Origin of the sequence: Mesorhizobium sp. LjNodule214 (assembly GCF_964252735.1) — a bacterium.
Classification (GTDB): domain Bacteria; phylum Pseudomonadota; class Alphaproteobacteria; order Rhizobiales; family Rhizobiaceae; genus Mesorhizobium.
This window is the reverse complement of record NZ_CAXUPE020000003.1, coordinates 1,178,342-1,191,520: the sequence shown is the minus strand read 5'-3', so window position 1 is coordinate 1,191,520 and position 13,179 is coordinate 1,178,342. Positions and strand designations below refer to the sequence as shown.

The window sequence follows — 13,179 nt, the reverse complement described above, 5'->3', positions numbered from 1 at the left end:
AGGGGAAGCCGGGTTTCAAACCTGCCGGACGATGGTGCCGATCACATTGACGAGAAGCCGCGCGGCGGTCAGGGCCGACAGGCCGTCAAGGTCGGCGGGCGGATAGAGCTCGACAAGGTCGAATCCTGCGATCCTGGCCCGCCTGCCGAGGCCCGCGATCAGGTCGATCACCTGCGTGTAGGTGAGGCCGCCAGGCGCCGCGCCGCCACGCCAGGCATGATGCCGGGATCGAGGCTGTCGCAATCGAGGGTGACGACGATCCGCGCCCCTTCCGGAATATGCCGGAGAGCGGCTTCGACCCCCCGGGCGTGAACCTCGCGGGCGATCACGAAGCGGCTGCCATAGCGCTGCGCCGCTTCGATGTCGGTGAGGCGCGCGCTGCCGACGCTACGCAGGCCGACCTGCACGATGCCGGCGACATGCGTCATCTCGCTCGCCCGGCGCATCGGGCTCGAATAGCCGTGGCGTTCGCCATGCACCTCGTCGCGCCAGTCTATATGGGCATCGATCTGCAGGAGCCAGACCGGCCCGTGGTCCGCAAAGCCGGCGAGGAAGGGAATGGTCACGGAACAGTCGCCGCCGAGCAGGATCGGTACGGCGGGCACTGCCAGGACCTCGCGCGTCCTCGCCTCGATCCGGGCCCGGTTGCTGGCATTGTCATGCAAGGTGGTCGCGATGTCGCCGGCGTCGATGCAACAAACCGGCTTGCCGTCGAACAGCGGGCCGCCGAGATCGAAATCCCAGTGCTCGACGAGAGCGGCATCTTCCTGGCTCGCAGCGCGGATGGCGTCGGCGGCCAAGGCGTGGCCGCTGCTATCCTTGCCGGGATAGGTGCTGCCGTGACCGGCTCCGAAGATCACCGCACGGGGCATGCGGCCAGCGGCGAGGCGATCGGGAAAGCCGAGAAAGGGAGGCGAGGCGGTCATGATGATGGTTTAACTGAGATTTCGGCGTTGAAGTAAGGCTGTTTGCTATCTTGGAGCGAGGCCATCGAGCAGGAAGTCGAGGCCTTTCCTAAAAGCGCCGTCCCAATCGTTATCCAACAGCAAACGAGAGCGTTCGATTGTCGGATAGCGTTCGCTGGCAAGACGCTGCTGCGCGGCGGCCCTGTCGTCGTCCGAGAGGTCGACGCTCGTCCGGGTGATGGTGGCGCCCATCACATAGTTCCACAGCGACCATATCGCGACGTTCAGATCTGTGTCCGCTACACCGGCTCTCGACAAGGTCTTGCTCAGCAGTTCCAGGCGACCGAGGATGTTCGGGCCGAGGGCTCGGCGCGGCAACAGCGATGCCGACCAGGGATGGCGCAGCATGCTGGCGCGCCAGTCTTCGAGCACATGAACGACCTCGCCGCGCCAGTCTTGAGACTCAACCATTTGCGCCGGTCCGCGATATTCGAGCACCGAGTCGAGCGCCAGATCAAAGACCTCCTCCTTGTTGTCGACGTGCCAATATAGGCTCATCGCCCCCGAGCCGAGGCGATCGGCCAGCCGGCGCATCGTCAATGCGTCACGTCCCCCGGCATCCAACAATTCCACCGCGGTGGCCACGATGCGTTCTTTGGAAAGCGGCGGCTCATTGCGCGGCTCCTGCTCGGGCTGGGGCGACGTCCGCCGAGAGCGTTTGCTCCGGGTGCCGCCGGGTTTGACTGCCATCCGTGTTCCTCGCTGGCCGAACTCGATTTTGGCAGGCGCCGTCAGGAATGTTCGACGCAGACCGCTTGACTGGTACGTTGTACTATACGATGACTCGTACGCCGTATGATTCATTAGCATAGGCGAGGGTACGTTGCCAACAATCGGCGGAGCCAAATCATGTCACGCACAATCAAGCACCTGCTTATCGGAGGGCTAATCACCATGACCATGGGAGTTCCCACTGCGACGACAGCGAATGAGAATGATCTCAAGCTGACCATCGTCAATCCACAAAACCTCTACGACCCGACGCCGAATGGCTACAGCACCGCGGTGATCGTGCCCCGCGAAGCCCGGGTGGCCTACATCTCCGGACAAGGCGGCCAAGACAGCAGGGGAGCCTTGTCGCCCGACTTTGCAGTCCAGGTTAAGCAGGCCTATGCAAATCTGGGCGCCGCCCTCGATGCGCTCGGTGCCAAGCGGGATCAGGTCGCCAAGCTCACGGTCTTCGTGGTCGATCACGATATGTCCAAGCTCGAGGTGTTGACCAAGAACGTCAAGGAAATGTTCGGCGCCGCGCTGCCGGCGCAGACTCTGGTTCCGGTTCCCAAGCTTGCAACTGACCCCATGCTGTTCGAGGTGGAGGCCGTGGTCATTCTGGAATAGTGGGCGGTGCCTTTGGGGTCATTCTGGAATAGTGGGCGGCGCTTTTGGTCCGATCGCTCGAATTGAAATGGGTCGAGCGCGCCGCAGACAGCGGCGCGCTCGCAATTACGAGGGCCGACCAACAACGTCTCGCACTGTCGCACTACTAGATAGCAGCCACATCAGAAAGTCGCATAAGATAGATTATGGAACTGTTTGGTATGGTGGAAAGTGTAGCGCCCAGACGAAATTGCTTCGAATTGTCAGAGGCTTGGCGCCTATTGTTTGGGCGCCTGTTGCAACGCGGCGGCTTTTAACGAGATCGAACTGATGGCGCCTGATCCCGATTCGCGGTTCTCAGTCACAAGGGATTTCAATCGTCATGCCGTCATAGGCCGGCACGACATTGTCCGGAGTCTCGGCCATCACCGTGGCGTAGTCGAGCGGCCCGTGCATATGGGTCAGCACGGCGTTCTTCGGCGCCAGTTTCTCGATCCAGCCAAGCGCCTGATCGAGCGACAGATGGCTCGGATGGGTGTTGTACTGCAGCGCGTCGATGACGAGCATATCCAGGCCGCGCAGCCGTTCCGTGGTGGCGTCTGGAAAGTCGCTGATGTCAGGGCAATAGGCAAGCCGGCCAATGCGGAAGCCAAGCGAGATGATGTCGCCATGGATCTGCGGCAGCGGCTCAAGGGTGAGGGCGCCGCCCTCGCCTTCGATCACCACCGGCCTGGCATGGTCGATGATGTGGGCGCGCACGATCGGCGGATAGGAACTGCCCGGTGGCGTTTCGAAGCAATAGCCGAATGCCTGCCGCAGGCGCTGCATCGTCGGCTGATCGGCGTGGATATCGATCAAATGGCGCTGTTCGAGCACGAAGCCACGCAGATCGTCGATGCCGTGGATATGGTCGGCATGCGGGTGTGTGTAGATGATCGCGTCGACGCGTTTGACCGATGCCAGCAGCATCTGCTCGCGGAAATCCGGTCCGGTGTCGATGACAACCGTGGTCTTGGCGCCGTTCGCCGCGATGCGCTCGACGAGTGCCGCCGTGCGCATGCGCCGGTTTTTTGGATTGGCCGGGTCGCAATTGCCCCAGTCGCCGGTGATGCGCGGCGTGCCGGGCGACGAGCCGCAGCCGAGAATGGTAAGGCGCAGCCGGTCGCTCATGCCTCAGGCGCCCGGCGCGCCCGGACGCGGCATTTTCCCGAAAAGCCGGAAGACATTGTCCGTGGTGATATCAGCGATCTCGGCCTCGCTGACGCCAATCGTTTCGGCCAGCACCTTGGCCGTATGCGCGACATAGGCGGGCTCGTTGCGCTTGCCGCGAAACGGGATCGGCGCGAGATATGGCGCGTCGGTTTCGACCAGCAGACGGTCATGCGGTACGTCGGCCGCGATGGCGCGCAGCTCGGCTGAATTCTTGAAGGTCAGGATGCCGGAGAAGGACACGTAGCCGCCGAGCGCAACACCGACTTCGGCCAGCCGGCGTCCCGACGAAAAACAATGCAGAATGAAGGGGAAGGCGCCCTTCCCTGTTTCGTCCTCGAGGATCGCTGCCATGTCGTCATCGGCGTCGCGGGCGTGGATGACCAGCGGCAGGCCGGTCGCGCGCGCGGCGGCGATATGGGTGCGAAAGCCTTGGGCCTGCGCGTCGCGCGGGGCGTGATCGTAAAAGTAGTCGAGCCCGGCCTCGCCGATCGCCACCACCTTTGGATGAGCGGAGAGCCGGACAAGTTCGTCGGTCGTCACGTCAAGCTCTTCAGCCGCATTGTGCGGATGGGTGCCGACGGAACAATAGACGTCGTCAAAAGACTTCGCGATTTCAAGTATTTGATTGAACCGCTTCACACGCGTCGAGATCGTGACCATGCGGTCGATGCCGGCCGCTTTGGCGCGGGCGACGATTGCCGCCCGCTCCTCGGCGAAATCAGGAAAATCGAGATGACAGTGACTGTCGACCAGCATCAGGCGTTCGCGTCCGGCTTTTCGATGTAACGCGGAAAGATCGCCTCCGGCGCGGGCAATGTCGTGCCAGGTACGAGCGCATAGTCCGCGTGGACATGCGCGAAGTCACGGCTGTCTGCCGGCACCGCCAGCAGGTCGAGCAGCTTGGCGGCCGACCCCGGAACGAAGGGCTGGCACAGCAGTGTCACGCGCCGGACGACTTCGGTCGTCGTCCACAGAACCGTCTCCATACGCTCTGGGTCGCTTTTGCTTAGCGCCCAGGGCTCCTGAGAAGCGAAATAGCGGTCGGCTTCTGCTACCACGCCGAAGATCGCCGCCAGTGCCAAATGGATGCCCTGATCTGCCATCGCCTTGCGCGCGACGGCGAGTGCCTCCACCGCCTGATTTAGTATGGTGCTGTCGGCGTCGGTCAGTTCGCCGCGCTTCGGCACCACGCCATCGCAGTTCTTGGCGATCATCTTCAGCGAACGCTGCGCCAGGTTGCCGAGGCCGTTGGCAAGATCGGCATTGGTGCGATTGACGATGGCATCGTGGCTGTAGCTGCCGTCCTGGCCGAAAGGCACTTCGCGCAGGAAGAAGTAGCGCACCTGGTCGAGACCGTAGTGTTCGACCATGGTGAAGGGGTCGACGACATTGCCGACCGATTTCGACATTTTCTCGCCGCGGTTAAACAGGAAGCCGTGGGCAAAGACCCGCTTCGGCAGTTCGATCCCGGCCGACATCAGGAAAGCCGGCCAATACACCGCGTGGAAGCGGACGATATCCTTGCCGATGATATGCGTGGCCGGCCAAAAGCTCCATTTCTCGGCCTTGGTGTCGGGATAGCCGGCGGCGGTGATGTAGTTGGTCAACGCATCGACCCAGACATACATCACATGCTTGTCGTCGCCCGGTACCGGGACGCCCCAATCGAAGGTGGTGCGCGAGATCGAGATATCCTTGAGGCCGGATTTGACGAAGCTGAGCACCTCGTTGCGGCGCTCGGCCGGACCGACGAAATCCGGCTGGTTTTCATACAGCGCCAGCAATTTGTCCTGATAGGCGGACAGCCGGAAGAAATAGCTTTCCTCCTCGTTCCATTCGACCGGCGAGCCAAGCGGCTCGCGGCGCACGCCATCCTCGCCGAGCGTGGTTTCGCTCTCGTCGAAATAGGCCTCCTGCCGCACCGAATACCAGCCGCTGTAGCGGTCCAGATAGATGTCGCCATTGGCAGCCATCGCCTTCCAGATCGCCTGGCAGGAGGCGTAGTGGCGCGGTTCCGTCGTGCGGATGAATTCGTCGTTTGAGCCGCCGACCGTTTCGGTCATCGAGCGGAAGATCGCCGAATTGCGGTCGGCAAGCGCGATCGGCGTTATGCCTTCGTTCTCGGCCGTCTGCTGCATCTTGAGGCCGTGCTCGTCGGTGCCGGTGAGGAACAACACATCCTTGCCGTCGAGACGCTGGAAACGAGCCAGCGCGTCGCTGGCAATGACGGTATAGGCATGGCCGATGTGCGGCTTGCCGTTCGGATAAAAGATCGGAGTGGTCAGGTAATATTTTTCGCGTGCCATGGATGAAGCCGTCATGAATGTCTGAATGGGAGTGTGGCGGTGGATATCGCATCGAGACGGCGATTGCCATCCCGAGGCCAAGGCCGCGTTCACATTCGCATTGCAGAGTTCAGGCGGTCGATCATGGTCAAAGCGTGCTGCTTCTTATCGAGATTGTAGGTGTCAGTCTCGGATATAGCGTTCAGCGCCTCGTGCCAAGTGTCCGACAGCGTTTTGGCCCGCGCCAGATCGCCGGCAAGTGCCGCCTCGCTGGCCCCGGTCGAGAGCAGGTCTAATGCTCGGCGGTTGAAGATGTCGAACTGGATCGCCTGGTCGCGGCCGCCGACGGCCTCCGCAAGCCGATAGGCACCGGTGACGTCGCTCTTTCTGGCGCCGACAAGGGCGTCCAGGGCGGCCGCAATCTCCAGCCCGCCATATTGAGTCAAAAGGATCGCGTTGCGGGCGCTGCCCCCTGCCCGTTCGGCTAGTGCTGCGCGTGCTGCCGGCTCTTCCGGCGGTGGCGGTTCGATGCCCTGGAGGACTGTCATCAGGTCCTCGGCGTCGAGCGGCGTCAGCCGCACCATCTGGCAGCGCGAGCGGATCGTCGGCAGCAGGCTGCCCGGCGCATGGACGATGAGAACGAACAGCGTGCGTGCCGGCGGTTCCTCAAGATTCTTCAGCAAGGCATTGGCAGCATTGATGTTCATGTCGTCGGCCGGGTCGACGATCACGATCCGGTAGCTGCCGTCGTGCGAGGTCAGCGACAGGAAGCGGCTGACCTTGCGGATCTCGTCGACGGTGACGACCGTCTTGAAGCTCTTGGTCTTGTCGTTGGCCGGACGGGTCAGATGCAGCACCGAAGGATGTGCCCCGGTGGCGATCTGGCGAAACAGCGATGACGCCGGATCGGGAACGGCTATCGCGTCCGGCGCCTTTTCGAAGGCCGGATGCTTCAAGAGATGGTGCGCCAGGTGGAAGGCTAAAGTCGCCTTGCCGATGCCGATCGGCCCGGCAAGGATCAGCGCATGCGGCAGCTTGCCGGAGCGATAGGCCGCGGCCAACATGGCGGCCACCTGCGCATGCCCGACCAGGCGCGGCGTTTCGGATGGCTCCGGCACGCCGTCCAGCGTGTCGTGCTGCTCGGGGGCGATGCGTTCGAAGATCATGCGGGCGCCACCTGCCGCTTGTTGGCCGGCGTCATGGTCTCCAGGGCGGCGAACACGGCGGCGGTGACGACATGCTCGACCGTATCGGGATCGGCGGAAGCGTCGACGACGATGCAGCGCTCCGGTTCCGCCGCGGCGATTGCGAGGAACGCTTCGCGGCGGCGCTGGTGGATATCAAGGGTCTCTTTTTCGAAGCGGTCCGGTCCGTCGCCGGCGCCGCGCCGCGCTGTCGCGCGCCGCAGGCCTTCGGCCGGGTCGATGTCGAAGATCAGCGTGATGTCGGGCACCATGCCGTTGATGGCGACCTCCTCCAGCGCCTCCATGAATGCTGGATCGAGGCCGCCGGTGACGCCCTGGTAGACGCGCGAGGAATCCATGAAGCGGTCGCAAAGCACGATCGTGCCGCGCTCGACCGCCGGCCGGATGACCTGTTCGACATGGTCGGACCGCGCGGCCGCGAAAAGCAGCGCCTCCATCTTGGGGCCGAAAGGTTCGGCGGCACCTGAAAGCAGCACATGCCTGACCGCTTCAGCGCCCGGCGAGCCGCCCGGCTCGCGGGTGACGAGGACATCGTACTTCTTGGCGCGCACCTTCCTTGCCAGGCGCTCGATCTGCGTCGACTTGCCGGCGCCCTCGCCGCCTTCGAAGGTGATGAAAAATCCGCTCGCCACTCGAAACTGCCTTTGCCGTGCCGCCCTGGTCTGGATGCTCTCTTAGTCCCGGCTTGAAAAAAGGTCCACGACCTCGGCCAGAACTCCCAGCCGCTTCCGTCCCAAACTATCTGTCGCAATTCCGAGACGGAAAACCGCTGCGCACTTTTCCTGGAATTGCTCTAACGCAGCCAGCCGACGGCCAGTTCCTTCGCGGCATCGAGCGCGCGCTGCGGCAGCGTACCGACGCCAACCGACTCGGCCGCGAAGAGCGGCGTCTCCTGGCTCAGCGTGTCGCCGATCCAGACGCGCAGCACGCCGACCGGCTGCCCGGCTTCGACCGGTGCGGAAACCGGCCCGTCATAGACGATCTTTGCGGTCAGCTTGTCGCGATTGGCGATCGGCAGGAAAATGTCCACCGGCCCCTTGGCTTTCAACGCTACGCCGGACTTGGCGCCGCCGAAGACTGCGGCTTCGCCGACCACTTCGTCCTTAGCGAAGATCTCGGTCTTTTCGAACGAACGCGAGCCCCAGTCGAGCAGCTTGCGCGCCTCTTCGGACCGTTCGCGGTCGTTGGCCAGCCCGCTCATCGCTGCGATCACCCGCGTGCCGCTATGGCTGACGGTGCCGACGATGCCGAAGCCTGCCGCCTCGCTCGTGCCGGCCACGAAGCCATCGGCCTCGATGCCCATGGCGAGCAGCGGGTTGCGGTTCTTCTGGGTGATCTTGTTCCAGGTGAATTCCGGCTGGCCGTAATAGCGGAAGAACTCGGGGTAGTCGCGCCAGATGTGCAGCGCCAGAAGCGCGAGCTCCTTCACCGTCGTCTGCTGTCCGTCGGCCGGCAGTCCGGTCGCGTTGACGAAGGTCGATTTCTGCAGGCCGAGCTGACGCGCGCGCTCGGTCATCTGCGCGGCAAAGTTCGCCTCCGATCCGGCCATGCCTTCGGCAAGCACGATGCAACCGTCATTGGCGGCCTGCACGGTCACACCCTGGATCAGGTCTCCGACGCTGACCGCCGATTTGAGCTTGGCGAACATGGTCGAGGTTCCCGACGGGGCGCCGCCCGTGCGCCAGGCGTTCTCGCTGACCACGAAGGTGTCGTCGAGCGTCATGCGGCCGGACTTGATGGCGTTGAATACCACCTCCATCGTCATCAGCTTGGCCATCGATGCCGGAGGGATCGGCTTGTCGGCATCCTTGGCGAACAGGACGGTGCCGGTTTCGGCGTCGATCATGAAGGCCTGCGCGGCCTTCGTCTCGAATAGCTGCGCGCTCGCCGAAGCCAGCGAAAGCAGCAGCAGGCCAAGTCCCAGAAGCCCCGCGACAGGCGAGAAAAAGCGAAATTGCATAAGGAATCTCGACCCGTTAGCCGGCGTGCGTCATGCCCGCAAAGCTATCAGGCTTTTTCCCGGCGGATCAACTGCGAGCGCAAAATTGATCAGTTGCGCACAACAAGCGCGTCCGGCGCGCCATGCGACCACGCGGCCTGAAGCATCTCGTCCAGGCTGCCATGGCCGTCCGGATAGAGATTAACCGAATACCAGTCCTTGCCATCGAGGTCGGAGCGCTGGATCTCGGTCTTGCCGAAGCCTGCGAGCCCGGCCGCCACGCGCCTGGCTTCGGCGACATCCTCGAACGAACCGGCCGCGACATAGTCGGTGGTGGCCGACGGGGTCTGCGGGTTGGTCCGCTTCCAGGACTGCAAGACATAGGCAGGCGACATGCCCTGGCCGCCCAAAGCGGCAAAGACGTCGGCGCGTTCGACACGCTCGTCCGCATAGGACAGCGAGGCCATGGCAAAGGGCGATTGTGGCGGCAGGTTGATTGCCGGCCGCTCGGGCACGATCGGGCCGAAATCTGGCAGCGTGACATCGCTGGAAGACGGGGCCTGCAAGGACATGACCGGCTGCGCTTCGGGCCGCTGGCCTGAATCGGTCAGCTGACCGGGAAACGGCACGGCGGCGGCGCTCGCCGGCAGGCTCGGCGACGGGCCATTCATGGCGACCATGACGCCGGTCGGCAGGCCGTCGGACGGGTCCGGCGCCCTGTTGCCAGGATGGTAGGAAGCCATCAGATACTGGTCGTCATTGCCGTCGAGCGGGGCGCGGCCGACATACTCGACCTTCACCTTGGCGGTGCCGATATTGGAATAGTCGAGCATTTCGGCGGCACGCTGCGACACGTCGATGATGCGCCCCTCGTGATAGGGACCGCGATCGTTGACGCGCACGATGACCGAGCTGCCGGTCTTGAGATTGGTGACGCGGGCATAGCTCGGCAGCGGCATGGTCGGATGCGCCGCCGTCAGATGCTTCATATCGTAGATTTCGCCATTGGCGGTCAGCCGGCCGTGGAACGCATCGCCATACCAGGAGGCGAGACCCACCTTGGCGTAGCGCCTGTCTTCCTTCGGATAATACCACTTGCCGCGCACCTGGTAGGGCTTGCCGAGCTGGTCGCGGCCGCCGCCACGAGGGATGGAAGCCATATTGAACCTGACGCGCGGGCTTGCCTTCACGCCATATTCGGTTTCGGAAAAATACTCCTTGGAGCGCGGCTTCCTGGTGTCGACCATCGCCTTCGGCTGCGGCGCCGCGCAGGCAGCCAGCAACGCCGCCGAAGCGGCGAACAGCACGAAAGCGGGAGCGCGACGAAGACGCGGGCGCGCCGAAGTCTGCATTTTTCCTGATGTCCCCTACAGTCTCGCTGCCAGCTGAATTCCGTGGAGCCAAAGCACCCGCACGAAACATGCCAGCGACACCCTGATCCCCAATCCCCTTGTGCACAGGAATTGTTTATCACGGTATTAACCGATTATGGTCGGAACCGGGCGAGATTGTGGCACGCCCTCGCCGCGGATGGCGCGAGGCACAAGATGGAACCGGCGCCCGCTTGGCGCGTTGTGGCCGGATGCTTAAAAATGTCGCTTTCGCCATCGTGCTGACACAGGTCGCGGCCGTCGCCGGGCTTATGACCGAGACGCTGCTGTTTGCGTCATCCACCAGCGAGGCTGCCAACGTAGAGATGACTGCCGAACCCATGGTGCAATGCGACGTGGCAATTTGGCCGAACATCCCGGAACATTGCCGCAAGCAGGCCGAAGCAGGCAAAACGCGGACGACACTTGTGTTGATGGCCGGCAATTAGGAAGCAGCAAGCATCTTCCCTAGGGCGAAATGCAAGCAATTGCTAAATAGGTAGTATTCAGGCTTCAAGGCGGCCGACAGCTGCTATATCGTCAGCCGATGGGTATCCTGCGACCGCGATCTAAGCCTAAGAGAGCCTATCCAAACAGCGACCGCTTTGAGGAAGATGGTCGGCGCATCTACAGTGCTTATGCGCCAGCGTCCCGGCCTCGTCGCACGAGGTCGGCGAAGCGCATGCGCCTCGTCACGATCTTCGCCATCATACTAGGCGTCGCCGTTGCAATCTCCCTCGCAAGCTGGTGGATGCAATCGTAGGCGCTAGATCACGAGCCAACTGATGTCTGTGTAAGGAAAGACTGAGGCGCCCTTCCGGTCAATTTTCCAACGTATTTCAATCGCGGGAAAATCTGGCGGAGGGAGTGGGATTCGAACCCACGGTGAACTTGCGCCCACGCCGGTTTTCAAGACCGGTGCCTTAAACCGCTCGGCCATCCCTCCAAGGCTTGATTTCGTTAGCTTTTCTGGTTTTCAAGCTGCGTCTAAAATGGCTGCTGCTACCGAATTGCTACCGAATGGCCTTTTGCGCCTTCGCCTTTACCGCGCGTTGGATCACAGCGTCAACCTGCTCGGCAGCGTCGGCCTGCATTCCAGGCATGACGTGTGAATATAGATCGAGCGTGATGCCGATCGACGAATGCCCAAGCCGCTCGCTGGCGATCTTCGGATGCACACCGGCCGCCAAGAGCTGCGAAGCGTGGGTATGCCGGAGATCATGGAAGCGAATGCGGGGTAAGGCGGTGTTGCCGATGATCCTGACCCACTCGTGGGTCAATGATCGGGGCTGAATAGGTTGGCCGTCCGGCTGGGCAACCACAAAGGAATGATCATTGAGGCGAATGCCGAGCCTCAACTGTTCCTCAGCCTGGCGGGCTCGACAAGCCCGCAATTCGTCAACGACGGTCGCCGAAATCGCCACCGTGCGGGCGCGACCGGACTTTGGTTCCTTATAGCGCACCCCGTCTTTCGTCTGCTCGGCACTCTGCACCACGGCCATGCTCTTGCCGTCGAGATCGACGTTGCCCCAGCGCAGCGCGATCGCTTCGCCGCGCCGAAGGCCGCACATGACGGCTAGTAGGACGGGAACATAGATCCTGGTTCCTTTCAGCGCTGCCAGCAGATCGCCGGTCTGCTCGGCGTCGTAAGCCAGCATGGTCTTGCGCTCGACCTTTGGCGGCGTCGTCGCCGAGGCCGGGTTCTTCGCCAGCCTATCCCACGTCACAGCCTGTCCCAGCGCCTTGATGAGCACTCGGCGCATGTGATGGACCGTCCGCGGCGAAAGCCCGCCCTTCCCGTCCCTGCGGCCTTCTGTGAGCGCTTTCGTGAAGGCGCCGTCGATCCTGTCGGTTTTCAGCTTCGCGAGCGTCACGTCGCCTAGGAGCGGCGCAACACCCTTCTGCAGGATCTCGGCGTATCGTTCATGCGTCTTCGGCGCCACGGACGGCTTGATGAATTTCAGCCATTCATCCAAGAACTCGGCGATGGTCTGCTTTGTCGGCTCGACGTAGTTGCCGCTCTTCAACTCTGTGATGAGCCGGGCGCATTCCTCTTCCGCCTTCCGCTTAGACGTGGTTTCGAACGTGTGCCACTTGCGGCGCCGCTTGCCGGCCGCATCGTAGATATCGAGGACAATGACCCACTTGCCGGGCGAGCGCTCTTTGACGTGGCCTTTCATTTGGAAGATCCCTTCTCATTGTGACCCGTCTGGCGGTGTGGAATTCCATCTTCATCAATCTGGTATCGAGGCCGATTTACCAAGGGGCCGAGATCGGTCTTGAGCATCCCGTTGAACAATGCCTCCCGCGCGTCTTCGATTGGTGAGTCTAGGGGAAGCGTCGGGTCAGCCGTCTGAACGTCGGACCATGTGATGTCCGACCATACTTGTGCAAGTTTGGTTCGATCGTTCTCATCCCAAGAGGGGTCGTCGGTGGAGCCTACCGGGCGGATCGCCGTCAGGATTTCCTGGATCATCTTGAAGGCGGCATCGAACGCTACTGGCTCGTCCAGCCAATTGCTCTCGCGGCCGGTGAATCTGAAAGCCGACTCGGCAGCGAGCGCGACCATTCGCATCAGCAGATAGTTTCGGCGACCGCCGAAAGCGTCCTCGATTCGCGCATCGTCGATGAACGTGCGGCGCAATCTATGCTCGATTTCCTGACTGAGTGAACGGCCAGACGCCTTAGCTGCTGCTACCAAATGCGCTCGGGTGTCACCTCTAATTCGCGTCGACAAGACGTTGGATTTGTTTTCGTATTCGCCCTTTGGCGCCGGTCCACGCTTGCCCATAAATGTCTCCACCGCAGAAAACTGTCTTACAGAATGTAGTCGGTCCTGTTGCGTAGGTCAACGGACAGGCCGATATTGCCTTACACATTGTAAGC

The 13,179-nt window shown here is 62.4% G+C and carries 12 protein-coding genes, 1 tRNA gene and 1 pseudogene; 2 read left to right on the top strand and 12 right to left on the bottom strand.

What is annotated here, in order from left to right; translation table 11 throughout:
• Positions 1-15 precede the first annotated feature (15 nt).
• Together ACSQ3Z_RS31250 and ACSQ3Z_RS31245 are read right to left on the bottom strand one after the other, a co-directional pair.
• Positions 16-926: pseudogene (locus tag ACSQ3Z_RS31250) on the bottom strand (agmatinase).
• Positions 927-971: 45 nt separating this feature from the next.
• A complete protein-coding gene (locus tag ACSQ3Z_RS31245) occupies positions 972-1,655 on the bottom strand; it encodes a TetR/AcrR family transcriptional regulator (protein WP_436175063.1) in 684 nt (227 codons plus the stop codon).
• Positions 1,656-1,814: 159 nt separating this feature from the next.
• Here ACSQ3Z_RS31245 and ACSQ3Z_RS31240 point away from each other — a divergent pair, with 159 nt between their 5' ends.
• A complete protein-coding gene (locus ACSQ3Z_RS31240; RefSeq protein ID WP_436175062.1) occupies positions 1,815-2,303 on the top strand; it encodes a RidA family protein in 489 nt (162 codons plus the stop codon).
• Positions 2,304-2,639: 336 nt separating this feature from the next.
• On the opposite strand, the gene ACSQ3Z_RS31235 is transcribed toward ACSQ3Z_RS31240, so the two are convergent.
• The 7 genes from ACSQ3Z_RS31235 to ACSQ3Z_RS31205 all read right to left on the bottom strand — a co-directional run bounded on the left by ACSQ3Z_RS31235 (position 2,640) and on the right by ACSQ3Z_RS31205 (position 10,275).
• Positions 2,640-3,452, bottom strand: a complete 813-nt coding sequence (locus tag ACSQ3Z_RS31235; RefSeq protein ID WP_436175061.1) for an MBL fold metallo-hydrolase — start codon at positions 3,450-3,452, stop codon at positions 2,640-2,642.
• A gap of 3 nt (positions 3,453-3,455) precedes the next feature.
• Complete coding sequence (locus ACSQ3Z_RS31230; RefSeq protein ID WP_436175060.1) at positions 3,456-4,250, bottom strand: TatD family hydrolase; 795 nt, start codon at positions 4,248-4,250, stop codon at positions 3,456-3,458.
• The gene (gene metG / locus ACSQ3Z_RS31225) at positions 4,250-5,800 is read right to left on the bottom strand and encodes a methionine--tRNA ligase (protein WP_436175059.1); all 1,551 of its coding nucleotides are present in this window, start codon (positions 5,798-5,800) and stop codon (positions 4,250-4,252) included. The genes ACSQ3Z_RS31230 and metG overlap by 1 nt, the downstream gene beginning before the upstream one ends.
• Before the next feature lie 89 nt (positions 5,801-5,889).
• Positions 5,890-6,945: a DNA polymerase III subunit delta' gene (locus ACSQ3Z_RS31220; protein WP_436175058.1), complete on the bottom strand. Its 1,056-nt coding sequence runs from the start codon at positions 6,943-6,945 to the stop codon at positions 5,890-5,892.
• Positions 6,942-7,616 carry a dTMP kinase gene (gene tmk / locus ACSQ3Z_RS31215; RefSeq protein WP_436175057.1) on the bottom strand — a complete coding sequence of 225 codons (675 nt, stop codon included), beginning with the start codon at positions 7,614-7,616 and terminating at the stop codon, positions 6,942-6,944. Before tmk ends, ACSQ3Z_RS31220 begins: the two co-directional genes overlap by 4 nt.
• A gap of 161 nt (positions 7,617-7,777) precedes the next feature.
• A complete protein-coding gene (locus ACSQ3Z_RS31210) occupies positions 7,778-8,944 on the bottom strand; it encodes a D-alanyl-D-alanine carboxypeptidase family protein (protein WP_436175056.1) in 1,167 nt (388 codons plus the stop codon).
• Between the two features lie 89 nt (positions 8,945-9,033).
• On the bottom strand, positions 9,034-10,275 hold the full coding sequence (locus tag ACSQ3Z_RS31205; protein ID WP_436175055.1) for a septal ring lytic transglycosylase RlpA family protein: 1,242 nt from the start codon (positions 10,273-10,275) through the stop codon (positions 9,034-9,036).
• Between the two features lie 212 nt (positions 10,276-10,487).
• On the opposite strand from ACSQ3Z_RS31205, the gene ACSQ3Z_RS31200 reads away from it, so the two are divergent.
• Positions 10,488-10,742, top strand: a complete 255-nt coding sequence (locus ACSQ3Z_RS31200) for a hypothetical protein (RefSeq protein WP_436175054.1) — start codon at positions 10,488-10,490, stop codon at positions 10,740-10,742.
• A gap of 407 nt (positions 10,743-11,149) precedes the next feature.
• On the opposite strand, the gene ACSQ3Z_RS31195 is transcribed toward ACSQ3Z_RS31200, so the two are convergent.
• The 3 genes from ACSQ3Z_RS31195 to ACSQ3Z_RS31185 form a co-directional block, all read right to left on the bottom strand.
• A tRNA-Ser gene (locus ACSQ3Z_RS31195) sits at positions 11,150-11,239 on the bottom strand.
• 67 nt (positions 11,240-11,306) lie between these two features.
• Positions 11,307-12,473, bottom strand: a complete 1,167-nt coding sequence (locus ACSQ3Z_RS31190) for a tyrosine-type recombinase/integrase (RefSeq protein WP_436175053.1) — start codon at positions 12,471-12,473, stop codon at positions 11,307-11,309.
• Entirely contained in the window at positions 12,470-13,084 is a 615-nt protein-coding gene (locus ACSQ3Z_RS31185; RefSeq protein WP_436175052.1) for a hypothetical protein, read from the bottom strand. The genes ACSQ3Z_RS31190 and ACSQ3Z_RS31185 overlap by 4 nt, the downstream gene beginning before the upstream one ends.
• Positions 13,085-13,179: the final 95 nt, after the last annotated feature.